24 protein-coding genes and 2 pseudogenes are annotated in these 25,726 nt (G+C 70.7%); 9 read left to right on the forward strand and 17 right to left on the reverse strand.

All coding sequences use genetic code 11. The features are described from left to right. Positions 1-22 precede the first annotated feature (22 nt). Positions 23-595 (forward strand): TetR/AcrR family transcriptional regulator, encoded by a 573-nt coding sequence (locus ACGFZS_RS49130; protein WP_393800738.1) that lies wholly within the window; start codon positions 23-25, stop codon positions 593-595. A gap of 116 nt (positions 596-711) precedes the next feature. On the opposite strand, the gene ACGFZS_RS49135 is transcribed toward ACGFZS_RS49130, so the two are convergent. The 4 genes from ACGFZS_RS49135 to ACGFZS_RS49150 are packed head-to-tail and all read right to left on the reverse strand — an operon-like array spanning position 712 to position 3,922. Beyond that, positions 712-1,830 (reverse strand): hypothetical protein, encoded by a 1,119-nt coding sequence (locus tag ACGFZS_RS49135; RefSeq protein ID WP_393800739.1) that lies wholly within the window; start codon positions 1,828-1,830, stop codon positions 712-714. A gap of 28 nt (positions 1,831-1,858) precedes the next feature. Beyond that, positions 1,859-2,368 carry a carboxymuconolactone decarboxylase family protein gene (locus ACGFZS_RS49140; protein WP_393800740.1) on the reverse strand — a complete coding sequence of 170 codons (510 nt, stop codon included), beginning with the start codon at positions 2,366-2,368 and terminating at the stop codon, positions 1,859-1,861. A gap of 23 nt (positions 2,369-2,391) precedes the next feature. Next, on the reverse strand, positions 2,392-2,910 hold the full coding sequence (locus tag ACGFZS_RS49145) for a VOC family protein (protein WP_393800741.1): 519 nt from the start codon (positions 2,908-2,910) through the stop codon (positions 2,392-2,394). Positions 2,911-2,929: 19 nt separating this feature from the next. Beyond that, on the reverse strand, positions 2,930-3,922 hold the full coding sequence (locus tag ACGFZS_RS49150; protein ID WP_393800742.1) for a zinc-binding alcohol dehydrogenase family protein: 993 nt from the start codon (positions 3,920-3,922) through the stop codon (positions 2,930-2,932). A 108-nt stretch (positions 3,923-4,030) separates the two neighbouring features. On the opposite strand from ACGFZS_RS49150, the gene ACGFZS_RS49155 reads away from it, so the two are divergent. The 4 genes from ACGFZS_RS49155 (at position 4,031) to ACGFZS_RS49170 (ending at position 6,948) form a co-directional block, all read left to right on the forward strand. Continuing rightward, positions 4,031-4,726: a TetR/AcrR family transcriptional regulator C-terminal domain-containing protein gene (locus ACGFZS_RS49155; RefSeq protein ID WP_393800743.1), complete on the forward strand. Its 696-nt coding sequence runs from the start codon at positions 4,031-4,033 to the stop codon at positions 4,724-4,726. Then, positions 4,723-5,304 carry a TetR/AcrR family transcriptional regulator gene (locus ACGFZS_RS49160; protein WP_393800744.1) on the forward strand — a complete coding sequence of 194 codons (582 nt, stop codon included), beginning with the start codon at positions 4,723-4,725 and terminating at the stop codon, positions 5,302-5,304. The genes ACGFZS_RS49155 and ACGFZS_RS49160 overlap by 4 nt, the downstream gene beginning before the upstream one ends. Positions 5,305-5,363: 59 nt before the next feature. Further along, positions 5,364-6,023: a TetR/AcrR family transcriptional regulator C-terminal domain-containing protein gene (locus tag ACGFZS_RS49165; RefSeq protein ID WP_393800745.1), complete on the forward strand. Its 660-nt coding sequence runs from the start codon at positions 5,364-5,366 to the stop codon at positions 6,021-6,023. 97 nt (positions 6,024-6,120) lie between these two features. Beyond that, positions 6,121-6,948, forward strand: a complete 828-nt coding sequence (locus tag ACGFZS_RS49170; protein ID WP_393800746.1) for an MBL fold metallo-hydrolase — start codon at positions 6,121-6,123, stop codon at positions 6,946-6,948. A gap of 39 nt (positions 6,949-6,987) precedes the next feature. Here ACGFZS_RS49170 and ACGFZS_RS49175 read toward each other — a convergent pair whose 3' ends face one another. After that, positions 6,988-7,479 (reverse strand): hypothetical protein, encoded by a 492-nt coding sequence (locus ACGFZS_RS49175; RefSeq protein ID WP_393800747.1) that lies wholly within the window; start codon positions 7,477-7,479, stop codon positions 6,988-6,990. A gap of 147 nt (positions 7,480-7,626) precedes the next feature. On the opposite strand from ACGFZS_RS49175, the gene ACGFZS_RS49180 reads away from it, so the two are divergent. Further along, entirely contained in the window at positions 7,627-8,292 is a 666-nt protein-coding gene (locus ACGFZS_RS49180; protein ID WP_393800748.1) for a hydrolase, read from the forward strand. 95 nt (positions 8,293-8,387) lie between these two features. On the opposite strand, the gene ACGFZS_RS49185 is transcribed toward ACGFZS_RS49180, so the two are convergent. From ACGFZS_RS49185 to ACGFZS_RS49205, 5 genes and pseudogenes are all read right to left on the reverse strand, one after another. Further along, positions 8,388-9,032: a CoA transferase subunit B gene (locus ACGFZS_RS49185; RefSeq protein ID WP_393800749.1), complete on the reverse strand. Its 645-nt coding sequence runs from the start codon at positions 9,030-9,032 to the stop codon at positions 8,388-8,390. Next, positions 9,029-9,784, reverse strand: a pseudogene (locus ACGFZS_RS49190) (CoA transferase subunit A). Before ACGFZS_RS49190 ends, ACGFZS_RS49185 begins: the two are co-directional and overlap by 4 nt. Continuing rightward, a complete protein-coding gene (fahA, locus tag ACGFZS_RS49195) occupies positions 9,784-10,980 on the reverse strand; it encodes a fumarylacetoacetase (RefSeq protein ID WP_393800750.1) in 1,197 nt (398 codons plus the stop codon). The pseudogene ACGFZS_RS49190 and the gene fahA overlap by 1 nt, the downstream one beginning before the upstream one ends. Continuing rightward, positions 10,977-11,855: a hypothetical protein gene (locus ACGFZS_RS49200; protein ID WP_393800751.1), complete on the reverse strand. Its 879-nt coding sequence runs from the start codon at positions 11,853-11,855 to the stop codon at positions 10,977-10,979. Before ACGFZS_RS49200 ends, fahA begins: the two co-directional genes overlap by 4 nt. Then, positions 11,852-13,033, reverse strand: a complete 1,182-nt coding sequence (locus ACGFZS_RS49205) for a homogentisate 1,2-dioxygenase (RefSeq protein ID WP_393800752.1) — start codon at positions 13,031-13,033, stop codon at positions 11,852-11,854. Before ACGFZS_RS49205 ends, ACGFZS_RS49200 begins: the two co-directional genes overlap by 4 nt. 248 nt (positions 13,034-13,281) lie before the next feature. Between ACGFZS_RS49205 and ACGFZS_RS49210 the strand changes: the two genes are divergently transcribed. Beyond that, positions 13,282-13,953 carry a helix-turn-helix domain-containing protein gene (locus ACGFZS_RS49210; RefSeq protein ID WP_365691667.1) on the forward strand — a complete coding sequence of 224 codons (672 nt, stop codon included), beginning with the start codon at positions 13,282-13,284 and terminating at the stop codon, positions 13,951-13,953. Positions 13,954-13,977: 24 nt separating this feature from the next. Here the strand turns inward: ACGFZS_RS49210 and ACGFZS_RS49215 are convergent, their stop codons facing one another. Then, positions 13,978-14,493, reverse strand: a complete 516-nt coding sequence (locus tag ACGFZS_RS49215; RefSeq protein WP_393800753.1) for an Lrp/AsnC family transcriptional regulator — start codon at positions 14,491-14,493, stop codon at positions 13,978-13,980. Positions 14,494-14,657: 164 nt separating this feature from the next. On the opposite strand from ACGFZS_RS49215, the gene hppD reads away from it, so the two are divergent. Beyond that, positions 14,658-15,863, forward strand: coding sequence for a 4-hydroxyphenylpyruvate dioxygenase (gene hppD, locus ACGFZS_RS49220; RefSeq protein WP_393800754.1), 1,206 nt, complete (start codon positions 14,658-14,660; stop codon positions 15,861-15,863). A gap of 64 nt (positions 15,864-15,927) precedes the next feature. Here the strand turns inward: hppD and ACGFZS_RS49225 are convergent, their stop codons facing one another. From ACGFZS_RS49225 to ACGFZS_RS49250, 6 genes and pseudogenes are all read right to left on the reverse strand, one after another. Continuing rightward, on the reverse strand, positions 15,928-16,950 hold the full coding sequence (locus tag ACGFZS_RS49225; protein WP_393800755.1) for a branched-chain amino acid ABC transporter permease: 1,023 nt from the start codon (positions 16,948-16,950) through the stop codon (positions 15,928-15,930). Further along, positions 16,947-17,807, reverse strand: a pseudogene (locus tag ACGFZS_RS49230) (branched-chain amino acid ABC transporter permease). The gene ACGFZS_RS49225 and the pseudogene ACGFZS_RS49230 overlap by 4 nt, the downstream one beginning before the upstream one ends. Further along, a complete protein-coding gene (locus ACGFZS_RS49235; protein WP_393800756.1) occupies positions 17,804-18,499 on the reverse strand; it encodes an ABC transporter ATP-binding protein in 696 nt (231 codons plus the stop codon). Before ACGFZS_RS49235 ends, ACGFZS_RS49230 begins: the two are co-directional and overlap by 4 nt. Then, positions 18,483-19,256 (reverse strand): ABC transporter ATP-binding protein, encoded by a 774-nt coding sequence (locus ACGFZS_RS49240; protein ID WP_393800757.1) that lies wholly within the window; start codon positions 19,254-19,256, stop codon positions 18,483-18,485. Before ACGFZS_RS49240 ends, ACGFZS_RS49235 begins: the two co-directional genes overlap by 17 nt. A 20-nt stretch (positions 19,257-19,276) precedes the next feature. Continuing rightward, positions 19,277-20,476: an ABC transporter substrate-binding protein gene (locus ACGFZS_RS49245; protein WP_393800758.1), complete on the reverse strand. Its 1,200-nt coding sequence runs from the start codon at positions 20,474-20,476 to the stop codon at positions 19,277-19,279. A 244-nt stretch (positions 20,477-20,720) separates the two neighbouring features. Next, positions 20,721-22,337, reverse strand: a complete 1,617-nt coding sequence (locus ACGFZS_RS49250) for a PucR family transcriptional regulator (RefSeq protein WP_393800759.1) — start codon at positions 22,335-22,337, stop codon at positions 20,721-20,723. Between the two features lie 463 nt (positions 22,338-22,800). Here ACGFZS_RS49250 and ACGFZS_RS49255 point away from each other — a divergent pair, with 463 nt between their 5' ends. Further along, the gene (locus tag ACGFZS_RS49255; protein WP_393800760.1) at positions 22,801-25,725 is read left to right on the forward strand and encodes an FAD-binding and (Fe-S)-binding domain-containing protein; all 2,925 of its coding nucleotides are present in this window, start codon (positions 22,801-22,803) and stop codon (positions 25,723-25,725) included. Position 25,726 lies beyond the last annotated feature (1 nt).

Consider the following 25,726-nt stretch of genomic DNA (forward strand, 5'->3'; position numbering starts at 1 on the left):
CCGTCGATGGTAATCTCAGGGCATGGTGACCAACGAGCCAAGGGACGGGCTCCGGGAGCGCAGTAAGGCCCGGCGCAGGGAAGCGATCCTCCGGTCGGCGTACCGGCTCTTCGCGGAGCGGGGATTCGAGTCGACGACCATCGCCGACATCGCCGAGGCGGCGGAGGTCTCGCCGCGCACGGTCACGCTCTACTTCCCCTCCAAGCTGGAGCTGGCGCTGGCCCGTTCGGACGCGCTGGCGGAGCGGCTGCGCACGGCCCTGTCCGACCGGCAGCCGGGGTGGCTGACGCTGGACGCCCTGGAGCACTGGCTGCGCGAGGAGATCGCGCACCGCAGTGACCTGGACGACCTCTCGGAGCGCATGTTCGACCTCAACCCCGAGCTGCGGGCGGTCAGCAACGGCAGGCTCTCGGGTGTCGTGCAGCAAGGCACGCGCATGTTCGCCGAGGAGAGCGGCAACGCGCCGGACGCGTTCGGGCCCCGCATGCTGGCCGTCACCGCTGCCGCGGTCATCAGTGAGCTGTGCCATCACCCGGAGAAGGCGGACATCGACGCGGCGATGGACTTCCTGAGGGCCGGCGCGGCCACCCTGTGAGCATCGCCGTCAGCCTGTCCGGGAGCCAGGCGCTGGCCGCCGGCGCCGAAGGCCGGTAGGTCCGCGGGTCGCGCGGTCCTACCGGCTCGGGGTGCACGCTGTCCTGTCGGCTCGCCCTACCGGCTCGTCCTGCCGGAGTGGGTGATCGCCTTGTGCGTGAAGGTGGGCGTGGTGCCCGGGTTGGCCCAGGAGGCGGTCAGTTCGCTGGAGGGGAAGAACTGGAGGAAGCGGGGGTCGGCCTGGGAGCGGTCGACCAGGGTCTTCTCGATGATCAGCGAGTTGTACTGCGCGGCCGTGGTCTCGATGGTGTTGGCGTTGAGAACCACCTCCTGGCCCCAGGTGCGGGACCAGCGGGCGAGGCCCGGCATCCGGGAGTGTTCGGGGGTCAGGCACTCGGCGGCGATGACGTTCTCGCTGGACGCCCAGATGCCGGTGGAGGTGTTGAGGACCAGGGTCTGGTTGCCGAGGACGTGCCCCGGGGTCTCCACCACGGCCACGCCCGGCCCGAGGAGCAGCGAGCCGTCGATGGCCAGGAACGCGTCCGGCCGTACGTCCTGGTAGGTCCGAGGCTGGTACCAGGGTTGCTGGAGCGGGTGCAGCTGGGACATCGCGAGCAGTTCGTGGCGCTGCACGATGACCTTGGCGTTGGGGAAAGCGGGGGTGGCGGTGGCGCCGCCGAGATCGGACTGCGGCCTCGTCGTGCCCACCCAGCGGCGGAGGTCCTGGGTGTGCAGGTGGTCGAAGAGCAGGTAGTCGACGTCCGCCGGCTTGATGCCGAGGCGGTCCAAGTGGCCCAGTACGGTGCCGTGTTCGGTGGTGAGGAGTGACTGCAGCGGTTTGGGGGTGCGGCGGATCAGGGCGGCGAAGTACGGCGTGTTCTGGCCGAGTTCGTGGTCGCTGGGCTCGAACAGCAGCACCCGCCGACGCCCGTCGCTCTCCGTCCACCGTACGACCAGCATGCGGTTGGTGATGCTGAGGAACGGCGCTATCGCCCGGCTGGCCCGGAACAGGCCGAACCTGGTGGGGTAGGGCAGCGTGATCAGGTCGCAGGTGGCGACGGTGTCGGGGGTGCCGGTGGCGGTGAACTCGGACCGGAACACCTCGGCCTGACTGCGGGCCCAGGCGAGCTTGGCGCCGTATCCGCCGGGGACGTCGTCCAGGCCGTCGAAGGCGGGAACGTGGGTGCCGAGGGTGGGCAGGTCGAGGACGTCGGAGTCCTGCCAGGCGAGCTTCATGGGTCCTCCCGGGACTCGGTGAAGGGCGTCAGTAGGGGGCCTTCTCGCCCTCGGTCGTCACGTCGAAGGTGTTGAGGAAGTCGCAGACCAGCTGGTAGAAGCCGACCGTGAGGACCAGGTCGGAGAGCTGGCCCACCGTGAGGAACCCCAGCGCCTCGGCACGGTCGGCCTCGGTCAGGGTGTGCTGGGCGAGCAGCCGGTCGGTGAGGGAGAGGACCGCGGCCTGCTCCGCCGTCAGGTCCCCGGCTGAGCCGGACCCCGCGGCGGCGATGCCGGCCTCGTCGAGACCGAGGAGACGGCCGATGTTCTCGTGGTGGTGGATCTCGTACGGCGCCTGGTAGGTGTGTCCCACCCGTAGGATGGCGAGTTCGCGCAAGGGGTGCGGAAGCGCGCTCTGGAAGATCGCGTCGGCCAGCTGCAGGAAGGCGGGGGCCAGGGCGGGCGAGTGGAACGCCATCCGGTAGACGTTGACGGCGGACCGCTCGGCCGCGAGCTTCTGCAACTCGGCGGGCAGGGCGGTCAGGTCGGGGTAGTCCATCGTTCTTCCTCCGTACGGTGGTGTCAGGCGACCTTGGTGATGGGGTTGGTGCCGTCCCACTGGGCCGCCATCTCCCGCAGCGCGGCGAAGAGTTCGCCCTTGGCGCCGCCGATGTCGGAGATCTCGATGACCGTGCCGGGGTGCGTCTCGGTGTCGAGGTAGGCGAATCGGCCGCCCTGGACCGCGCCTTCTTGGGCGACGGTGTAGCCGAGGGACAGGGCCCGGTCGTAGAGCCCCTGGTAGTCCTTGGTCCAGTAGGCGACGTGCTGCGCGCCCTCGTGCCCGGCGTCCAGGAAGTCCTTGTAGAGGGACGGTTCGTCGTCGAGCGGCTGGATCAACTCGATCTGCACGTCACCGGAGTTGGCGATCGCGGCGGCCATCCTCATGCCCGATTCCACACCCCGGTACCTGAACCAGTCCGTCTGCACCGGGTCCTGGTAGAACCAGGGGCCCACGCCCTGGGCCACCCAGAACTCCATGGCGGAGTGCAGATCACGGACGACGTATCCGATCTGCGCGATCTGCCCGAAAACACGGCTCATGCTGCGGCTCTCTTCTCTCTCAGAATTCCGGCAGTTCCAGAACGATCTTTCCGACGGCCTGGTCGGAACGCATGCGGTCGGCCGCCGCCTTGGCGTCGTCGAAGGCGAAAACACTGTCGACGACGGCGCGGATCCGGCCCTCCGCCACGGCGGGAACGACGTCGGTCATGAGGGCGGCGCAGACGTCGGCCAGTTCGTCGGGGGTGCGCACGCTGAACGTCGTCCCGATGACCCGCAGGCGGCGGAACGCCAGCTGGTCGAGGTCGATGGTGGACTCGGCACCGGCGAGCCGGCCGACGTTGACGACGGTGCCGCCGATCCGCGTGGCGAGGAAGGTGTCCGCGAAGAGCCGCCCGCCCACGTGATCGAGGGTGAGGTCGGCTCCCGCGCCGTCGGTGGCGGCCGCCACGGCCTCGGCGAGGTTCTCCGACGCCGTGTTGACGACCACGTCCGCGCCGATCGCCCTGAGCGTCTCGGCCTTGCCGTCCGAGGTGGTGGTCGCGATGACCTCGGCCGCGCCGAGCGCCTTGGCCAGCTGTACGCCGATAAGGCCCACGGACGAGGTGGCGCCCACGACGAGCACGCTGTCCTTGAGGCCGAACCCGCCCTGGGCGAGGGCGTCGTGCTCGGTCGCCAGGGCCACGGGCAGGGCCGCAGCGTCCGTCCACGACAGGGACTGCGGCACCGCGATCACATGGCGGTGGTCGACCAGCGCGTACGGGGCGAAGGCGCCGAGTGTGACGCCCATGACCCGGTCGCCCACGGCCATGTACGGCACGCCGGTCCCGATCGCGTCGACCTCACCGGCGAGTTCGAGGCCCGCGGTGAACAGGTCGCCGGTCTTCGCCCGGGGGTTGTAGGTGCCCTGGAGCATGTACAGGTCCGCCCGGTTCACGGCGGCCGCCCGCACCCGCACCCGGATCTGCCCCGGCCCCGGCTCGGGGACGGCGACGTCACGGGCTTCCCATTCGGGGCCGGCGCCGCCCATGAGCGCGCGCATGGTGCTGGTCATTCGTGTTCTCCGATGATTAATACTTACGCCGTATGTCCAATGTTTCCTCAAGCTAGACTTACGCAATAAGTCATGTCAAGACTCGGATGCGGGAAGGGGAACGGTGCGATGAAGGTCCGCGGCGGTGGTCGGGGCAGGCGGCCCGGTCTGACCCGGGAGAAGGTGGTCGACGCGGCACTGGAGATGATCGACAGGGACGGTCCCGACTCCTTCTCCCTGCGAAAACTCGCCGGAGAGCTGGGCGTCGAGGCGATGTCGCTCTACAACCACGTACCGAACAAGGACGCCCTGCTGGACGGCGTCGCCGAGGTGCTGCTGGGCGGTGTCGACTTCGCCGGGGCCGGCCTGGGCACCTGGCAGGAGCGGGCCCGCGCCCATGCAGCCGCCTTCCGCGCCGCCGCCCTGCGCCACTCCAAGGCGTTCACGCTGGTCCTGACCCGGCCCACCCAGTCACCAGCGGCCCTGGAAAGCATCCGCTGCGCCTTGGCGGGCTTCCCCGAACTCGGTCTGTCCCCGCGGGAGCTCGTCCATGTGGTGCGGAGCTTCGCGGGATACACCGTCGGCATGATCATGCGGGAACTCGGTTCGGCCATCACCGTGGGCGCGGTCGAACCCGGCCAGGTCGAGCGGCGCATCGACGAGATCGCGGCCGTGGGCGACCCCGTGCTGACGGCCGCCGCGCCCTATCTGGCCGTGAGCGACCACGAGGCCGAGTTCCGGCACGGTGTCGAACTGCTCATCGCCGGACTGGCGGCACGGGTGGGCGTGCCGTACGACGGAGGGCCGCAGGAGCCGCACCGGTGACCCGCACCGGCGGCAGCCGTCAGCGGCGCGGCCTGCGCCGCACGGAACAGATCCTGGAAGCGGCCGAGGAACTCGTCGCGGCGGTCGGGGTGGCCGGCGTCGGGATGAACGCGCTGGCCAGGCATGCGGGCGTGTCGCCCGGCACGCTCTATCAGTACTTCCCGCACAGGCGGGCCGTGGTGGACGCGCTGCTGCGGCGGTTGGCCGCAGAACTCCCGGTGCGGACCGTCCGGGACGGGCAGACCGACCCGGCGCCCGAGGCGGCCGTGGGGGAGATGCTCGAAGAGGTGGCGGCCCTCGCGGAGCGCAGACCCGCCCTCCTGCCCCTGATGCGCGGTGCGGAGCCGCAGGACGAACCGAACGCGCTGCTCCGGACCCTCTCGACCTCCCTGGCCGGCATCCCGGGATGCGCGGACGAGGCCGACGAGTTCACGGCCCGCATCGTCGTCCAGGGCGTCACCGTCGCTCTCCGGTGCGCTGATCCGGACGCCCGTGCGAAGGTTCTCGCCCGCACCCGGGAGGCGATCCTCGCCGGTGCCGTCCTCCGGGACGGCCGCCGCCGACGCGCCACCGCCTGAGGCGCATTGGATAAATTGAAGCCCGCTGCCAGGCACTACGGCTGACCGGAGGAGAGGCGATGGCACAGCGGATGACCCGCCGTGGCCCACTGACCAGGGCGGAGATCGTGCGCCAGGCCCTCGTCGTGGCCGAGACGGAGGGCATGGAGAAGCTGTCGCTCCACAAGATCGCGGCGGCGGTCGGCGTGCGCACCATGTCGCTGTACAACCACGTCGACGACAAGACCGACGTGCTCGACGCCATGGCGGACCTGATCCTGAGCGGGATCAGGATCCCCGAGGTCGACGCGATGCCGTGGGAGGACGGACTCCGCGCCCTGGCCAGGTCCTTCCGTGCGGCAGCCCTGGAGTACCCCCGTTCCGCGTCCCTGGTGCTGACCAGGCGTCTCAACGCCCCCGCGGCCATGCCGGTCGTGGAGGCCGCACTGCGGGTGCTGAACCGTGCGGGACTGGAGGGCGCCGCCGCCGTCCACGTGCTGCGCGCCTTCATCGCCTTCCTGATCGGGACGCTCTCCCGCGAGGTGGGCTTCGCACCGACCTACGCCGGTGCCATCCCGGCGGTGACGGCCATGCGCGAGCAGGAGCTCGTCGACAGCGGACTGCCGGCGGTCGCCGCGGCGGCCGCGGAGCTGGCGGTCTGCGACCACGAGGCGGAGATGGAGTTCGGGCTGGAGATGCTCCTCGACGCGATCCGCCGCCGCGTCGAGGGACGGTCCTGACCTTCGGGCGCTCCCGCGTCCTGGGTCACCTTGACATTACTTATGCCGTAAGTCAGCCTTGGCGAGTGTAGACATACGTCGTAAGTAGCGTCTCGCGGTGCTGACCGACGCACCCCTCGACACCAAGGACACCCCTCCCGTGAAAGTCCACCACCTCAACTGCGGGACGATGCGGCCTCCCGGAGCCCCCCTCGTCTGCCATGTCCTCCTGATCGAGACCCCCGGGAGCCTGGTGCTCGTCGACTCCGGCTACGGCCTCGACGACATCGCCGACCCGAAGCGGCGCGTCGGACCCGCCCGCCACTTCGTCCGGCCGGTCCTCGACGCGGAGGAGACGGCCGCCCGCCAGGTGGAGAAGCTGGGCTTCCGCCGCGAGGACGTCCGGCACATCGTCCTCACCCACTTCGACGCGGATCACATCGGCGGTCTGTCCGACTTCCCCTGGGCCGAGGTCCACCTCACCGCGGACGAGGCGCTCGGCGCCGTCCACGCCCCCTCCCGGCGGGAGCGCATCCGCTATCAGAGCCCCCAGTGGGAGCACCGCCCCAAGCTCGTGGAGCACCGGCCCGACGGCGAGCAGTGGCGCGGTTTCGCCGCCGCCCGCGAACTCGACGCGATCGCCCCGGGGATCGTCCTGCTCGCGCTGCCCGGCCACACCCGCGGCCACGCCGCCGTCGCGGTCGACGCCGGCCACCGCTGGCTGCTGCACGCCGGCGACTCCTTCTACCACCACGGCACGCTCGACGGGCACTCCCGCGTCCCCGGTTCCCTGCGGGGCATGGAGGCGCTCATCGCGTACGACGGCAAAAAGGTGCGCGCCAACCACGACCGCCTCGCCGACCTGTACCGACGGTCCGACCCCGACCTCCTCATCGTCAACGCCCACGACCCGGTGCTGCTGGAGAAGGCGCGCGCCACGGCATAGCGCCGCAGATGTCCAGGCCGGCTCTCACCGAGGCCGCCGCTAGGAGACGCTGTGGCGCTCCGTGAGCGGCCCGACGCCGAGATCTTCGCGCATCAACTCGCGCATTCTGGCGGCTGCCTTGCCGCGTGCCTCCCAATGCGCGTGGTCTTCCGCACTGCTGACGGCGACGCCGTCGACATAGCCGTCTCGGATGCGTCGCAGACAGTGGAAGACGCTGTTGGAGGCGCTTACGACGGGGTCGGGTGCGATGAGCCACATGCGTTCGGATGCCGTGGCGATGCCTGATAGCCGGAAGGCCTCGCGCAGCGCGAGCGCCCGCTCGTCGCCGGACGGGTGCTCGCGTGCGGCCAGCGCCCGCAGAGTGTCACCGAGGTCCTTCACGGCGGTGGTGTACTGCGTGTAGACGTCGAGCCGCAGTCGAAGAGCGTCCTTGGCGTCCTCCCGCTTCCAGCGATTCCGATCCGCGATGAGCGTCGCGACGATACCGATCGCGGCCCCGGCCAGGGTGGAGAGCAGCGGCAACCAAACCATGCGGGCCAGCTTGCGCCATACCGTGGCCTCGGCACCAGGTGCGCTCCTAAGCCCGCGCCTGGACATCTAGTTGACGCATCACGCAGAAAGTTGACGCATCAACTACCTGATGCTCGCGTAGTCAGTCACTTCTCTTGGGAGACCCCTGTGAGCACGTCGCCGAAGACCGGCCTTGAGGCCCTGCTGACCCCCGAAGAGAGCGTCCTGGTGCTGATCGACCACCAGCCGTACCAGTTCGCCAACCTGCACAGCCACGAGCCGACGATGATCGCCAACAACGTCGTGGGCCTGGCCAAGGCCGCCAAGGGTTACGGTGTCCCGACGATCCTGATCACCGTCGTGGAGGAGCGCGGCGGCAACCTGATCCAGCCGCTCCACGACGTCTTCCCGGACCAGAAGCCGATCAACAGAACGGCCATCAACACCTGGGAGGACCAGCGTGTGGTGGACGCGGTGAAGGCCACCGGACGCAAGAAGCTGATCATCGCCGGACTGTGGACGGAGATCTGCGTGGCGATGCCCGCCATCCACGCGGCCGGTGAGGGCTTCGAGGTCCACGCCGTCACCGACGCCTCCGGAGGCACCTCGGCCGAGGCCCACGACATGGCCGTACGGCGCATGATCCAGGCCGGAGTCGTCCCGATCACGTGGCTGGCCGTGGTGGGTGAGTGGCAGCGGGACTGGGCCCGGACCGACCGCATCTCGCCCGAGGACCAGCTGGCCTCGCTGGGGCACGCCGGCGCCACCGGAATAGTGACCCTGTGGGAGCTGCAGCTGCTCAACACCCCGGTGGCGGGCCCGACCGGGGCGTGACGTCGGACCGACGACGCGGGGCGGCACCGGTTCCGGGAGTGCCGCCCCGCCGTCCGTCCGAGGCCGTGCCGTCGGGAGGAGTTCCGTCAGGCGGGTCAGGCCGAGAGAGGAGTGCCCGTCTTCGCACGCACCTCGTCGAGGGCGACACCGGGCGCCAGTTCGACTAGGCGGCACCCCTCGGCCGTGACGTCCAGCACGGCCAGGTCGGTGATGATCCGCTGAACCACTGCCTGCCCGGTGAGCGGGAGGGTGCACCTCTCGACGATCTTGTGCGAGCCGTCCTTGGCGACGTGCTCCATGAGCACGATGACGCGCTTGGCGCCGTGGACCAGGTCCATCGCGCCGCCCATCCCCTTGACCATCTTCCCGGGCACCATCCAGTTGGCCAGGTCACCCGTGCCGGAGACCTGCATGCCGCCGAGCACGGCGGTGTCGATGTGGCCGCCGCGGATCATGCCGAAGCTCTGCGCGGAGTCGAAGAACGACGCCCCCGGGCCGACCGTGACGGTCTCCTTTCCCGCGTTGATCAGGTCGGCGTCGACCTCGTCGTCGGTCGGGTAGGGGCCCGTTCCGAGGATGCCGTTCTCGCTGTGCAGCGTGACCCGGACGCCCTCCGCGAGGAAGTTGGGGATCAGGGTCGGCAGGCCGATGCCGAGGTTGACGTACTCGCCGTCCCGGAGTTCCCGTGCGGCGCGCGCCGCCATCTGTGACCGGGACCAGCCGGTCCGCTGCTCGCTCATGCCACGTTCTCCCGGACGGTGCGCTTCTCGATGTGCTTGGACTGCGGGCCGGTGTGGACGATCCGCTGGACGTAGACGCCGGGCAGATGCACCTGGGCGGGGTCGATCTCACCGGGCTCGACGAGTTCCTCGACCTGCGCGACGCAGATCCGCCCCGCCATCGCCGCAAGGGGGTTGAAGTTCACCGTCGCCTTGTTGAAGACGAGGTTCCCGTCGGTGTCGCCGAGCCGCGCGTGCACGAGCGCGAAGTCGGCGACGATGCCCTCCTCCAGGACGTACCGGCGGCCGCGGAACTCACGGACCTCCTTGGGCGGGGAGGCGACCAGGACGTTCCCCGTCCGGTCGTACCTCCACGGCAGGCCGCCGTCGGCGACCGGCGTGCCCACGCCCGCGGGGGTGTAGAACGCGGGGATGCCGGAGCCGCCCGCCCGCAACCGCTCGGCCAGGGTGCCCTGCGGGGTGAGTTCCACTTCCAGCTCGCCGGAGAGGTACTGGCGGGCGAACTCCTTGTTCTCCCCGACGTAGGACGCCGTGACCCGGCGGATCCGGCCGAGGTCGAGCAGGATGCCGAGCCCGGTCCCGTCCACGCCGCAGTTGTTGGAGAAGACCTACAGGCCGTCGGCTCCCTGCTCGGCCAGTGCCGTGATCAGACGGTCCGGGATCCCGGAGAGCCCGAACCCGCCGACGGCCAGGGAACTGCCCGGGGTGATGTCGGCAACCGCCTCGGCGGGCGAGGCCACCGTCTTGCTCATCACGCCTCCCGACGCTTGCTGCTGACGATCCGGCCGCGAGACTCGCCGAAGCCGATCCGGGTTCCGTCGGCGCCCGGGGCGGTGGCGGTGAGCACGATCTCGTCCCCGTCCTCCAGGAAGGTGCGCTGCCGGCCGCCCACGGTGACGGGCTCCGCGCCGCCCCAGGTCAGTTCGATGAAGGCGCCGCGCTGCTCCCTCTCCGGTCCCGAGACGGTGCCGGAGGCGAACAGGTCGCCCGTGCGGGAGGGCGCGCCGTTGACGGTCTGGTGGGCCAGCATCTGGGCGGGGGACCAGTACATCGCGGCGTACGGCGGCCGGGAGACGACCTGACCGTTCCACTCGACCGCGAGGTCGACGTCCAGACCCCACGGCCGAGCCATCCGCAGGTACGGCAGAACGGCCGGCTCCTGGGACGGGACCGGGACGCGGGCGGCGTCCAGGGCGAGCAGCGGAACGACCCACGGCGAGATCGTGGAGGCGAAGGACTTGCCCAGGTTGGGGCCGAGTGGGACGTACTCCCAGGCCTGGATGTCGCGCGCGGACCAGTCGTTGAAGAGGACCACCCCGAAGATGTGCCGCTCCGCGTCCTCCGCGCCGATGGACTCGCCCATCGCGTTGCCGGTCCCGACGACGAAGCCCAGCTCGGCCTCGATGTCGAGCCGGGTCGAGGGCCCGAAGACCGGCGCCGGGTCCCCGGGGCCCTTGCGCTGCCCCGAGGGCCGGACGATGTCGGTGCCCGAGACGACGACGGAGCCCGCCCGCCCGTGGTAACCGACCGGCAGGTGCTTCCAGTTCGGCATCAGCGGCTCGGGATTGCCGGGCCGGAACAGCCGGCCCAGGTTGGCGGCGTGATGCTCGGAGGCGTAGAAGTCCACGTAGTCGGCGACCTCGAACGGCAGGTGCAGCGTCACCGCACCCAGGTCGTGGACCGCCGCCGCGGGAACCGGGCCCCGGAGCCGCTCGGTGATCGCGGCACGGACCTCGACCCAGCGGGCGTGGCCCTGGGCCATGAAGGCGTTCAGGCTCGGCCGGTCGAAGACGTCGTCGTCCAGCAGCACGGCCAGGTCGATGACGTGGTCGCCGTAACGGGTCGCCACGCGCGGCAGTCGACCGGGTGCCGAGTAGACGCCGTAGGGCAGGTTGGCCGGGCTGAACAGTGAGTCGGCCGGGACGGTCGACTGGATAGTGCTGGTCATGCGGACACCTCGGTCAGGTCGGCGACGGCAGCGGCGGGCAGCAGCCCCAACGCGGCGGACTCGGCGGCGGGTTCGGCGACGGAGCAGGTGCCGAAGGAGCGGAACAGGTCACGCACCCGGGGCGAGAGGGCACGCACCCGCCCGGCGACCCGCCTGCCGTCGCGGTCGGCCAACAACTGGACCAGTTCCGCCTCTTCGGCGCCCAGCAGTGCCGCGTCGACGGCGACCAGCAGGTTGAGGAAGCCGTGCTGTTCGAAGCCGGTCTCCGGATCGGTGTTGCGCAGCGCGTGATGCAGCCCCGCGGTCGCCTTGAACGCGACCCCGGCCCGTGCCGCAGCCAGGACGGTCGCCGCGAGTTCGCGCTCGTCCGGGTACAGCTCGGGGCGTACGCCTCCGGTGCGGAACTTGGCCAGGTAGGGGGTCCCGGCGAGTTCGGCGAGCAGCGTGTCGCGCCGGCCGTCGCGCGGTACCTCCACGTACACGGTGGCGGTGCAGTTCTCGCCGAGCGCCTCGGCCAGGGCCGGGACCACCTCCTCGGCGGCGGCCCGGTCCGGGACGGAGACCTCCAGCGCGACCAGCCGTACGGCCGGGATCCGGTCCGCCGTGGCGATCGCGGCGGAGACGCCCGGCAGCGGCACGGTCACCGAGAGGTCGAAGGACTCCTCGGCGAGACCGCTGGTCAGATCGACGAGCCGGTCGAGGTCCTTGGCGGCGAGGACGAACGGCCCGACCAGCCCGGCGTGCGCGCTGCGGGTGTGCGCCACGTGCGCCGGGACCGCCTCCTGGATCGGCAGGCTGCCGGGCGGGAAGACCGCCGCGTCGTCGAACAGGTCGGCGAGTACCGGAGGAATCCCAGGCGTCCCGGGGACGCTCATCGCTTCGGCTCCCAGGAGTAGACGTACGTTCCGTCGTCCGTCGCGCGGGCGGCCTCGCCGAGCTGCAGGGGCCGGAAGGTGTCGACCATGACCGCGAGTTCGTCGAAGAACTCCGCCCCGATCGACCGTTCCATCGCACCGGGCTGGGGACCGTGCGGATGACCGCCCGGGTGGAGCGAGATCGAGCCCTGCCCGATGCCGGAGCCCTTGCGTGCCTCGTAGTCGCCGCCGCAGTAGAACATCACCTCGTCGGAGTCGACGTTCGAGTGGTAGTACGGCACCGGGACGGCCAGCGGGTGGTAGTCCACCTTGCGCGGGACGAAGTTGCAGACCACGAAGTTGTGGCCCTCGAAGACCTGGTGGGCCGGCGGCGGCTGGTGGACCCGGCCCGTGATCGGCTCGAAGTCGCGGATGCTGAACGCGTACGGGTAGAGGCAGCCGTCCCAGCCGACCACGTCGAAGGGGTGGTTCGGCACCGTGTGGACGGCCCCCGCGACCCCGCCCGGTCCCCGGTGCTTGATGTACACGTCGACGTTCTCGCCCTCGACGGTCCTCGGCCCGACGGGGAGACGGAAGTCGCGCTCGCAGTAAGGGGCGTGTTCCAGGAGCTGGCCGTGCTGGGAGAGATAGCGCCGCACCGGCCCGATGTGCGAGTTCGCCTCGATCACGTAGATCCGTACGACCCCGTCGGGAACGATCCGGTACGTGGTCGCCCGCGGGACGATCACGTAGTCGCCGTCGCCGACCTCCAGGTCCCCGAAGACCGACTCGACCCGGGCCCGCCCGGCCTCGACGTAGAGGCACTCGTCGCCGGTCGCGTTGCGGTAGTACGGGCTCACCGCGTCGGCCACGACGTACGCCAGCCGCACGTCCTCGTTGCCCAGCAGCAGCCGGCGCCCGGTCACCGCGTCGACGCCCGGCTCGCCCTCCGCGAACAGCTTGTGCGTGGAGAGGTGGCGGGGGAGCAGCGGGTGGTTGGGCACCAGTGACTGGTCCCCGAGGTCCCAGACACGGAACTCCCGCACCGCCGACGGTATGTGCCGGTGGTAGAGCAGCGAGGAGTCGGAGGAGAACCCCTCCTCGCCCATCAGCTCCTCGTAGTAGAGGTTCCCGTCCGGGTCACGGTGCTGGGTGTGACGTTTCGGCGGGACCGAGCCCGCCCGGTGGTAGTACGGCAAGTCTCTCTCCTCGTGACTCGGAGTCGCGGTGCCACGCACTGGAAGATATGTGCGCTGAGCGCACACTTTTGTGCGATGAAAGCAACAAGCCGAAATTAGGTCCCGGCGGCGGCCCAGTCAAGGTCGTGCTCCGCCCCTGCGCGTCCGTGATCATGTGCGGTCGGGCGCCCGTGCCCTAACGTGGCGCCAGAAGAAGATCTGCCGGTTTCTCCGGGTGCCGAGTGCGGCCCCGGGATCAGGAGGTGTCGATGGCCACCCTGCAGGGTCTGGATCGCGGGCTCAGGGCTCTGGACGTGATCTCGCTGACGGCCGACGGCCTGACGGTGGCAGACCTGGCAGCGCAGCTCGGGATCGACCGGTCCATCGCGTACCGGATCGTGGAGACGCTGGAGGAGCACGCCCTGGTCGCCCGGCAGGGCAAGCGGGTGCGGCTCGGTGCCGGTGCCGCCACGCTGGCGGGGAGGTTCCAGCGTCAGCTGGTACCGGCGGCCCAGCCGGTGCTGCAGGAGCTGGCCGACGGCACGGGCGCCGCCGCGTTTCTGACGGTGGCCCACGGCGCGCGGGAGTGCGTCCCGGTGGCGGGGGCGGAGCCGGCCGTCCAGCACGGCCCGGTCCGGGTGGGGTACCGCATCGGCGTACGGCACCCGCTGGAGAAGGGGGCGAACGGCATCGCCATCCTCGCCCTGCAGCCGTCCGCGTCCGATGAGCCCGAGGAGATCACGCGGGCCCGGGAGCTGGGCTACAGCATCACCTCGGGGCAGCTCCAGCAGGGTGCCACCGGGGTGGCGGCGGGGTTCGAGGTCCCGGGCACGGCGGGTGCCTCGGTCGGCGTGGTGGCCATGCACGAGTTCGACGGCGAGCGGGTGGCGGCACAGGTGAAGGAGGCGGCCGCGCGACTGGCGGCGCTCGGCAGGTCCTGACGGCACCGGACGCCGTCGCCCGTGTCACTGGGGGCCGTGGTAGGCGGGAGAGCGCCGGGGCGCACGGTGCTGACGGGACTGCAGCAACGGCAGGACTCGGGGCGCCACCACCACCGACAGCACGATCACGCTCGTGGAGCGGGCCACCGTCGGTGAGCGGTTCAGGGCGAGCAGGGTCTCCTGCAGGTCCTGGTGGGACGAGGCCGCCAGCTTGCACAGCACGTCGGAGGCTCCCGTCGTCGCGTACGCCTCCAGCACGCCGGGCAGGGCGGCAAGCTCGGCGGCGACATCGTCGAGCGCGCCTTGGGCGATCTCCAGGGTCACGAACGCCTGGACCGGGAACCCCGCCGCGCCTACGTCCACCTCGGGGCCGAACCCGACGAGGACGCCCGTGCGTTCCATCCGGTCGAGCCGCGCCTGGACCGTTCCGCGGGCGACCCTCAGGGTCCGCGACAGTTCGAGCACGCCGGTGCGCGGGTTGTCCCGCAGCAGGCGGAGCAGGTCGATGTCCAGCGAGTCCAGCGGCTGCCCGTCGGTCACCACGACCACCTTCTCTCAACTAGGCATATTGCACAGGTAACCCTGCCGTCGGGCAGGCAAAGTGAGCAGCCTGAACAGCTTGAAGGGCGCCTGTTGTGCAGTAAGCAGGACCGGTGTCTCCTGAGCGCCACGCGTTGGCAGCAGGACACCCAGGAGGACGACGCATGAGCATGGAACAGACCCTCACGAGCCAGGAGCGGCTGGCGGAGCTCGACCTGCAGCAGCTCAAGCAACTGGTCGGGCTCGTGGAGTACGACGCGGAGGGCGACCCCTTCCCGGTGACCGGCTGGGACGCGGTGGTCTGGGCGGTGGGCAACGCGACCCAGGCCGCGCTGCTCTTCCAGGTGGTCTTCGGGATGGAACTGGTCGCCTACTCCGGTCCGGAGACCGGGAACCGCGACCACCACGCGTACGTCCTGCGCTCCGGAGCCATCCGGTTCGTGATCAAGGGCGGTGTCGCCCCGGACAGCCCGCTGCTCGACCACCACCACCGCCACGGTGACGGCGTGGTCGACATCGCCCTCGAAGTGCCCGATGTCGACAGGTGCGTCGCCCACGCCCGCGCGCAGGGCGCGACCGTGCTGGAAGAGCCGCACGACGTCACCGACGAACACGGCACCGTCCGGACCGCCGCCATCGCCACCTACGGGGACACCCGCCACACCCTGGTGGACCGCTCCCGCTACACCGGCCCCTACCTGCCCGGATATGTGGCCCGGACCTCCGGATACATCAAGCCCGACGGCGCGCCCAAGCGCCTCTTCCAGGCGCTCGACCACGTCGTGGGCAACGTGGAACTCGGGCGCATGGACGAGTGGGTCGACTTCTACAACCGCGTCATGGGCTTCACCAACATGGCCGAGTTCATCGGCGACGACATCGCCACCGAGTACTCGGCGCTCATGAGCAAGGTCGTCGCCAGCGGCAACCACCGCGTGAAGTTCCCGCTCAACGAGCCGGCGGTCGGCAAGAAGCGTTCGCAGATCGACGAGTACCTCGACTTCTACCGCGGCCCGGGCGCCCAGCACCTCGCCCTCGCCACCAACGACATCCTCCAGACCGTCGACGTGCTGCGGGCCAGGGGCGTCGAGTTCCTCGACACGCCCGACAGCTACTACACCGACCCGGAACTGCGCGCCAGGATCGGCCATGTCCGCGTGCCCATCGAGGAACTGGCCTCGCGCGGCATCCTCGTCGACCGCGACGAGGACGGTTACCTGCTGCAGATCTTCACCAAGCCGATCGGCGACCGGCCCACGGTGTTCTTCGAGTTCATCGAACGCCATGGCTCCCTCGGCTTCGGCAAGGGGAACTTCCAGGCCCTCTTCGAGGCGATCGAGCGCGAGCAGGCCAGGCGCGGCAACTTCTAGGGCCGTACGACTCCGAAGCCCCGCTGTACGAACCACGGTTCGTACAGCGGGGCTTCGGGCCTTCCTACCCGCCGTTCGCGGATTCCGGCCGCTCACGGGCGAGCCGTCGTGCCAGCGGTCGAAGCGCGTCGGTCCCGGCGGGCACCAGACCCCGCGGCAGGAAGAGCACCACGAGCACCAGCAGCAGCGCGTACACCGCGTAGGAGAAGACCTGGGGAGCGTAGTCGGGCATGCCCGGCCGCGCTCCGACGTCGTTCAGCCACTGCAGCAGCACCGTGATGGTGGACGCGCCGATCAACGGCCCCCACAGCGTGCCGAGTCCTCCCACCACGGCCATGACGACGAACTGGAAGGACACCAGAACGCCGAACGATCCGGGGGCGACGTAGGCGATGAAGAACGCGAAGATACCGCCGGCGAGCCCGGCGAACGCCGCCGAGAGACCGAAGACCACGAGCTTGTAGCGGCCCACCGGGACACCGGACGAGGACGCCGCCATCTCGCTGGTGGCCAGCGCGCGCAGCCCTCGGCCGGGACGGGAACGCACGATGTTCCTGGTGATCACCATGACCACCACCAGGGCCAGCCAGGCGACCCACGCGTAGCCCCGGAACCCGGAGATGTGGTGCGAGCCGATCCCGAGGCTGGGGATGCCGCTCAGGCCGATGTCCCCGCCCAGGGAGGTCTGCTGCCCGATCACCGCCAGCAGGATGAGCTGGAAGGCCAGCGTCGCGAAGGCGAGATAGTGCCCGCGCAGCCGCAGCAACGGCATGCCGACCAACAGGCCCAGCAGCCCCGCGACGAGCGGCGCGCAGGCCAGCCCCAACAGGCTCGGCAGGCCGTGGGTCGCCATCAGCGCCGCGGTGTAGGCGCCCGCGGCGTAGAACCCGCCGTGCCCGAGCGAGATCTGCCCCGCATACCCGAGCAGCAGGGACACCCCCGTGGTCACCACGGCGGAGAGCAGCAGTTCGGTGTAGACGGTGAGCTGCGTGGAGTCCAGGAACAGCGGCAGGACCGCGGTGACGACGGCCACCGCGACGACGGCGCCGGTGCGTGCCGCAATCGCAGGTGTCGGACGGCCGGTCATGCGACCTCCTCGGCCATGGCCGGGGTGCGGGCGGCGCGCCACACCATGATGGCGAGCATGAGCACCAGGGCCACCTCGATCTCGTAGGACGCGTCCACATAGCCCCCGATCATCGATTCGGAGATACCCAGGACGAGCGCGCCGAGCAGTGCCGTCCAGGGGTGCATCAGCCCGCCGAAGATGGCCGCCGCGAATCCGTTGACGGCGAGCTGCGCGTCGGAGTCGAACGACACCGGCTGGATGGGGGTGATCAGGACGCCGGCCAGCCCGCCGAGGGCCCCGCCGATCACGAACGCCAGCAGACCCATCCGGGTGACGTTGATGCCGGACAGCCGTGCCGCGTAGGGGTTGGACGAGCAGGCGGTCAGCGCCTTGCCGACCTAGGTACGGCCGAAGAACAGCCCCAGCAGGGCGTAACTGACCACGGCGACGGCGATGACGACGAACAGCTGCCGGTCGACGTGCGCGCCGAGGAAGCTCGTGGAACCGCGTGCCATGGTGAACGACAACGGCTGGTCGCCGAAGACGATCACTTCCCCGGCGTAGGCGCCGATGGCGAGCCCGAGGGTGATGATGACCGATGACAGGGGTGGGGTGCCCGGCTTGCCGATCGCGATGATCCCGATGAGCAGTCCCAGCGCGCCGGCCACCGCCAGGGCGACCACTTCCGCGGCGCCGTGCGGGAGACCGCGGCTCAGCAGCGACGCCGTGGCCATGCCTCCGACGACGGCGAAGGTGCCTTGGGCGAAGTTGACCACGCGGGTGACCCGGTGGATCATCACGAAGCCGCTGGCGACCAGGGCGTAGGTGCAGCCGATCGCGATGCCGGACACCAGATAGGCAAAGAAGGAACTCATTCCGCCGTTCTCTCCAGGTGAGTCTCCGTGTCGGAGCCGGTGATGCCGCCGAGGTAGGCGCGGGCGACCTCCGGGCTGCGGGCGAGTTCCCCGCTGGGCCCGTCCGCGACGATCCGTCCCGACTCGATCACGTAGGCCCGCTGACACAGGTCGAGGGCGAGCCGGGCGTTCTGTTCGATGAGCAGGATCGCCGTGCCCTGCTCGGAGTTGAGTTGCGCCAGGTGGCGTGCCAGGTCCGCGACCACGAGGGGCGCGAGGCCCAGCGACAGCTCGTCGATCGCGAGCAGGTCGGGGTCGGCCATGAGCGCCCGGCCGACCGCCACCATCTGCTGCTGCCCGCCGGACAGCGTCCCGGCCGGTTTGCGCCGCATGTCGGCGAGGACCGGCAGGACCTCGTAGACGCGCCGCGGATCACGGTTGCGGGAACGCCAGGCGCCCAGCCGCAGGTTGTCCTCCACGGACAGGTCGGCGAAGAGCTGCCGGCCCTCCGGTACCTGCGCGAGCCGCCCGTCCATGCGGACCGTGCCACCGGCCGGCCGCACGATGCCGGACAGGGTGTTCACGAGGGTCGACTTGCCGGCCCCGTTGGGACCGACGAGCGCCACCATCTCGCCGCGGCCGACACGGAGGCTCACGCCGTCGAGGGCGACCGCCGACCCGTAACGGACGACGAGGTCATCGACTCGCAGCATCGGAGCTCTCCTGACCGAGGTAGGCGGAGACGACCCGCGGGTCGCGGCTCACGGCTTCGGGTGTGCCCTCCGCGATGACCTTGCCGAGGTCGAGGACGGTGATCCGGTCCGCGAGGCTCATCACCATGCCGACGTCGTGCTCGATGAGCAGCATCGTGATGCCCTTGTCATGCAGCTCGCGGAGCAGGTCGGCGAGTATCCGCCGTTCCCCGAGCCGCAGTCCGGAGGCCGGCTCGTCGAGCAGCAGCAGATCCGGCCGGCCGCACAGGGCGCGCGCCACCTGAAGCCGGCGCTGCTGGCCGAGCGGGAGGGACTCGGCGGAGACGTCGGCGAAGTCGGCCATCCCGACCTGCTCCAGAGCCTCCCTCGCGCGCTCGGCGATCAGCCGTTCCTCGCGCCGGTGGCCGGGCAGCCGGAGCGCCGCCGAGGCGAATCCGTGGTCGGTCCGGGCGTGTGCCCCGACCATGACGTTCTCCAGGGCGGTCATCCCGTGGAAGAGGCGGGCGCCCTGGAAGACGATGGCGACGCCGTCCCGGGCACGGCGGTGGGGCGCCGTGCCCGCGAGGGACTTGTCGCGATAGGTGATCCTGCCGCGGGTGGGTGCCAGGTGTCCGCTGATCAGGTTGAAGAGCGTCGACTTGCCCGCCCCGTTGGGGCCGATGATCCCGCGCAACTCGCCCTGCGGCACCGACATGGTGACGTCGTTCACGGCGAACACGCCGCCGAAGGACCGCGCCAGGTTCTCGGTTGTGAGCATGTGTGTGGTCTCCTGCCCGATCAAGGCGTCAGGCTGGCCTTGAGCTGCACCGTGGTCCAGTCCGTCGGGACGATGTGGCCGCTCTTGATCGTGTTGACGGCGACCTGATCGACCCCGAGGCCCGCGTGGTCGCTCGACGTGTACTTGTACGTGCCCACGGGGGTCTGGAGGGTCATGGTGTCGAGCGCGGCCGCGATCTTCTTGGGATCGGCGCTGTCGGCCTTCTTGATGGCCGCCGCGATGAGCTGCACGGCGTTGTAGCCGTCGAACGCGAACCCGGGAGGGTAGGAGCCGTTGGCCTTCTGGAACGGCTCCGCCATCTTCAGCGCGGCCGTCTTGACTCCGGACGTCGGCAGGTCGTTGCCGATGACGGCGAGCGAGCTCGCCAGGACAATGCCCTCACCCGCGGCGCCCACCGGCTCCGTGAACAGGGAGCTGGCCTCGGCGTGGCTGTACACGAGCTTCATACCGCCCATGCCGGCGGCGGCGAACTGCTTCGCGAGGATGACCGCCGGCGCGCCGGTGGCCCACACCATCAGACCCTTGGCGCCGCTGCCCCGCACGTGCTGGAGGACGGACGTGAAGTTGGTCTGGGTGGTGGTGAACGTCTCGGCGTCCACGAAGTCGATGCCGTACTGGGCGGCCTTCGCCTTCATGTCCTCCCAGCCCGTCTTGGCGAAGGCGTTCTGGGTGTCGTAGGCGACCGCCATCTTCGTCATGCCGCTCGCCTTGAAGTACTTCAGCAGCTGCTCGGAGACCACCCCCGCGGTGAGCGGCGTCATGTAGATGTAGGGGGAGGGCGGCTGCACCTGCTGGTCCACGGCGGCGGTCGAGACATAGGGCACCTGCCGCTGCTTCGCCAACGGCTCGACGGCGAGGGCCGCGTTCGAGACGGGCGTGCCGACGAACGCGACGGCGCCGCCGCTGACCAGGTCGTTGAAGCCGGTGATGGCCTGCTGGGGGTCGCTCTCGTCGTTCTTGACGGTGATGTGCAGCTTCTTGCCCAGGACGCCGCCGGCGGCGTTGATCTGCTCGACCGCGAGCGCCGCGCCGAGCTTGTCGTTCTGGCCGAGCGGGGTGAAGTTCCCGGTCAGCGAGGCGATCTGGCCGATCTCGATGGTGCCGCCGCCGCTGCCGGATCCTCCGCCCGAGCCGGCGCAGGCGGTGGCGGTGAGGGCGAGCATCGCACCCATCGCGGTGAGACGTCTGTTGTGCGGCATGAGTGCATCCTCCACTTGAACATGTCCGGTTCACCGGCGCCCGAAAAGCGAATGGTCACGGCTCGGCGCGGTCACGGAAGGCGAGGGGTGACTTGACTTGTCCCGCAATGCCCCTCGCTGGGGTGCACCAAGAATGGCCGCTGCCACTGCAGTTGGCCATGGTGGATTCACTCATCGGACCAGGCGCCGCTGGTGGATTTGCACAAGTGCCGCACCGCGTCTGTCGGACGGCGCGAACGCGTCGTCAGTGCCGGAGCCGGAGGCGGAGCCAGAGCAGCAGTGCCTCGTCGGGGTCGTGAAGGTCGATGCCGAAGAGCTCCCCCGCCCGCTTGATGCGGTAGCGCAGGGTGTTGGGGTGCACGTACATCTCGGCGGATGCCCGGGCGCTGTCGCCCAGACACCGCAAGTACGCGTAGACGGTGCGGGTGTACTCCGTGCCGTTGCGTTCGTCGTGCTCCCGCATCGCCTCCAGGGCGTCGAGCTGCACGGCGTCGAAAGCGTCGAGGTCGGCGCGGAGCCGCAGGAAGAAGGACTCCGCGCGCACCTCCTGGAAGTCCGCGACGGCGTGGTCCTGCCCCCGGTGGGCCAGGACGTCGAGGGCGGCGTCGGCCTCCTGGCGTGAACGTTGCACCGCGGACAGGTCGGGTGCGTGGCCGCCGATCCCGGCGCGCAGCCTGACCCCCAGCATGACCCGGATGCGTTCCAGGACGCTGCCCGCCAGTTCTCCGCCCACCGCGCCGGCCGCCGACGGGTCGGCCGGCAGCAGCGAGTACACCACTCCGTCGAGTTGGACGGTGCTCGCCCTGAAGTGCTGGACCTGGGCGCTGCTGGTGATCAGCTCGATGATGTGCGCCATGTCGGGCTCGCTGACATCGATCTCCGTCTCCGCGTGCTCGAAGGCGACGACGACGAATCCGGTGCCGTGCGAGCCGAGCGAGCCGGCGTGCGGCAGGTCCTCGCCCTGGAGGGCGCCGCGCAGCGCCTGTTCACGAGCCCGGCGAGCCATGTCGCGTGAATTGCGGTGCCGCAGCAGGCGCAGCGCCGCGAGGTCCGCGGCGTCCCGAAGTGTCCGCTCCTCCTCCGCTCCCAGACTGCTGTCGGCGTCGATGACCCAGAGGGATCCCAGCATGACGCGACCGGCCAGGATGCCGACGGCGACGCGAGGGAGAGCTCCGTGCCCGGTGAATCGCACGGGCTGGGGCCGCTGCCGCAACCGGGGGTCGGCGTGCAGGGGTTGGAAGGCCTCCGGCACCTCCCGGCCGAGAATCCCCTGGCGCCGTACCTCGTCGGTGGGCTGACCGGAGATCGTGGAGTAGGCGATGATCCGGTAGCGGTCGTCCATGATCGCCACCGCGCCGCGCAGCTGGGCGGCGGTCGCGTTGGCGAGGTCGAACAGGTCGTCCCATTCTCCGCCGCCACCGCCTGTCGCAGCTGGTCCGGACCGCGTCGCGAGCACGGCCGACAGGAGGGTGTCCAGATGGCGCCAGTTCGCCTCGTCGTCGGCCGCCAGCAGAGCGATGCCCTGCTCCCGGGCGAGGGCGCGCAACCCGGCCGGGTCCTCCCCGTGGAGCTTGACCACCAGGGCGGTGCACCGTGCGCGGGCGGCCATGTGGAGGGCTGCTTCGGCCTCCGGTGAGGCGGGATGGACGCCGATGCCGAACAGCATCGTGTCCGGTCCCGCGCCGGCCGCGTGCGGCGGATCGAGAATCTCCAGCTCGGTCACCGGGACGTCCAGCCCGAGAGGGGTTTCGAGCGCCCTCAGCAGGGTGTCGCCGACCGCGTCCAGCAGGGAGCCGAGCGTCGCCGAGCCCGGCACCTCCGCGCCCGGCCTCTCCGTGGCACCTGTCTCTGATCGGGCCATGCTCACTCCTGCCAGGGGCGGGCGTGTTTGTGCCATTGCTTCAACGAACCCCGCGCTCTTGAGTGAAAGGAACATAGCAGCAGGGGAAAGCCGGAGACACACTCGAACAACCGCATTCCGCACACGTCCATGAGGAGCTCGATGACCGCGGTGAGCAGTGTCGGCACCACGATCGAGAGGTACGACCGCTGCGCCCACGGGACGACCACGGCCCTCGTGCTCGACCGTCGGTCCTTCTCCCGGTGAGCCCTGCCGCCCTGTTCCCGCACGTCGGCCTCGCCGGAATTTCGTCGTGGGCCACGGACGCCGTGCCGGGCGATTCACCCGCCCGGGCACCGCACGGATGCTGCCCCAGCCGCCCGGTGGCCCCCGCTCCGACCGAGGCTCACGAGGCCGACCGGGTGCTCAGCCGACGTACCGACCCGCGACCACCGGCCGGCACGCACATCTCAGGAGACACGACATGAAGAAACTGGCTCGGCTGCGTGCCGCGCTGCCCACCGGCCGGGACACCGGGGGAGCGGAGGGCTCTCCCGTCGCCACCCCGCAGTGGCTGCGCGAGGGGCTGGCCGCGGTGGTCGGAGCGGAGCAGGTGCTGTCCCGTCCCACCGACCTGGCTCGCTACGCCTCCGACGCGAGCCCGTACCGCTACCTGCCCCGCGTCGTCGTGATGGCGCGCGACGCGGCGGACGTCGCGGCCGTACTGGCCTTCGCCGGCCGCCACGACCTGCCCGTGACCTTCAGGGCCGCGGGGACCAGCCTCAACGGACAGTCCCAGGGTTCGGGCATCCTGGTGGACGTGCGCCGGCACTTCGCCGGCGCCGTGATCGAGGAGGACGGCCGGGTCCTCCGCGCCCGTCCGGGAACCGTGATCGCACGCGCCAACGCGCAACTCGCCCGGCACGGCCGGATGCTCGGCCCCGACCCCGCCAGCAGCGCCTCGGCCACCATCGGCGGCGTGGTCGCCAACAACGCCAGCGGGATGTCGTGCGGGGTGGTGCACAACGCCTACCACACAGTGCGGTCCCTGCGCGTCGTCCTCGCCTCGGGCACCGTCGTGGACACCGCCGACCCCGCGGCCGACGAGCACCTGGAGCGCGCCGAACCCGCCCTCGTCCGCGAACTCATGGCCATCAAGAAGGAACTGGAGGCCGACCCGGCGCTGTGCGACCGGATCAGGACCAAGTTCGCCATCAAGAACACGAACGGCTACCGCCTCGACGCCTTCCTGGACGCCGACACTCCCGCCGGGATCCTGCGCGGACTCATGGTCGGCTCCCAGGGCACGCTCGGCTTCCTCGACGAAGTCGTCTTCGACACGGTTCCCTTCGGCCGCCACCACGCCACCGCGCTGCTGCGCCTGCCGAGCCTGCACGACGCGGCTGCCCTCGTCCCCGACCTGGTCGAGGCCGGTGCGCATGCCGTCGAGCTCCTGGACGCCCCGTCCCTGCGCTCCACCGCCGGCGTCTCGGGAGCCCCCCGCTGGCTCGCCGAACTCACCGAGGACGCGGAGGACGCCGCACTGCTCGTCGAGTTCCGGGCCGCCGACCTGGACGACCTGACTGTCCAGCAGACGCGTGCCGAGGCGGTCCTTGCCGGCTCCACCGCCCCCGTGATGGGGCGGTTCACCCGCGACTCGGCCACCGCCGGCGCCTACTGGCGGGTCCGCAAGGGCCTGCTGGCCGCCGTCGGCAGCACCCGCCCCCCGGGCACCGTGCTGCTGGTGGAGGATGTCTGTGTCCCCCCGGACCGGGTGGCCGACGCCGCCCGCGACCTGTTCCTGCTCCTTCAGCACCACGGGTTCGCCTCGCCCATCGCCGGGCACGCCTCCGCCGGGAACCTGCACTTCCCGCTCATGCTCGACCCCTCCTCACCCGAGGACGTGCGCCGTTACCGCACCTGCATGCAGGCTCTCGCCGACCTGGTGCTGAACACCTACAACGGTGCCCTCAAGGGCGAGCACGGCACGGGACGCAACATGGCGCCGTTCGTGACCCAGGAGTGGGGAAGCGCCGCCGTCGGACTCATGTGGCGGCTCAAGGCCGCCCTCGATCCGCGCGGCATCCTCAACCCCGGCGTGATCCTGGACCACGACCCGGACGCGAACGTCCGCAACCTCAAGACGCTGCCCCCGGTCGACCCGGCCCTGGACCCGTGCATCGAATGCGGCTTCTGCGAACCGGCCTGCCCCAGCCACGACCTGACCACCACACCCCGCCAACGCATCGTGCTGCAGCGGGAGATGGCCCGGCACCGGGCCGACTCCCCGCTCGTACTCTCCCTCACCCAGGACTACGCCTACGACGCCGTGGACACCTGCGCCGGGGATTCGAGCTGCGCGGTGAGCTGTCCCGTCGACATCGACACCGGCGCCGCGATGAAGAGGCTGCGGCACGCCGGGCACGGCCCGCTCGCCGAACGCGCGGCCACCTGGGCCGCACGCCACTGGGCAGGTCTGGAAGGGGGCGCCCGGGCCGCCGTGGGCCTCGCCCAGCGCACCGCGGACCTCGCGGGAGACGCCCCGCTGCGCGCGGTCACCGCCGCGGCCCGTGGCGTGCTCGGCACCGAACTGATCCCCGCCTGGCTGCCCGAGATGCCGCAGGCCGCCCCGAAGCGGTTGCCCGCCACCCGACGGCAGCAGGCGCACGCCGTCTACGTACCCGCCTGTGTCAACCGGATCTTCGGCGCTCCCCCGGGAGAGAGCGGGCCGACGGTGGTGCAGGCCCTCGTCACGCTCGCGGAACGGGCCGGCCGACCGCTGTGGATCCCCGCGGACGTGGCAGGCACCTGCTGCGGCACCATCTGGCACAGCAAGGGCTACGAGCAGGGGCACGCCGCCATGGCGGGGGTGCTCGTGGAGCGGCTGTGGCGGTGGAGCGACGAGGGACGCCTGCCGGTCGTCATGGACGCCTCCTCCTGCTCGCTCGGTGCGCTGCGCGACGTGGTGCCCCATCTGAGCCCGGCCGACCGGGACCGCCACAGCCGGCTGTCCCTCCACGACGCCGTCGACTGGACCCAGCGGGAACTGCTGCCGCGTCTCACGGTCACCGAACGAGTCCCCACCGCCGTGGTCCACACCACCTGCTCGATGCAGCAGACCGACCACGGCTCGGCCCTGAAGGCCGTGGCCCAGGCGGTCGCCGACAGCGTTGTCCAGCCGATCGCCGAGTCCTGCTGCGGGTTCGCCGGCGACCGCGGCTTCCTGCACCGGGAACTGACGGAGAGCGCGACCGCACCCGAGGCCGAAGAGGTCGGGCGACTCGACGCCCAGGCCCATCTCAGCGCGAACCGCACCTGCGAGATCGGTCTCCACCATGCCACCGGGGCGGCGTACACCTCGGTCATCCAGCAGTTGGAGCGGGCCACCCGGCCGGTTGTGACGCGGTAAC

It is taken from the genome of Streptomyces sp. NPDC048288, from assembly GCF_043201555.1.
Taxonomy (GTDB): Bacteria; Actinomycetota; Actinomycetes; order Streptomycetales; family Streptomycetaceae; genus Streptomyces.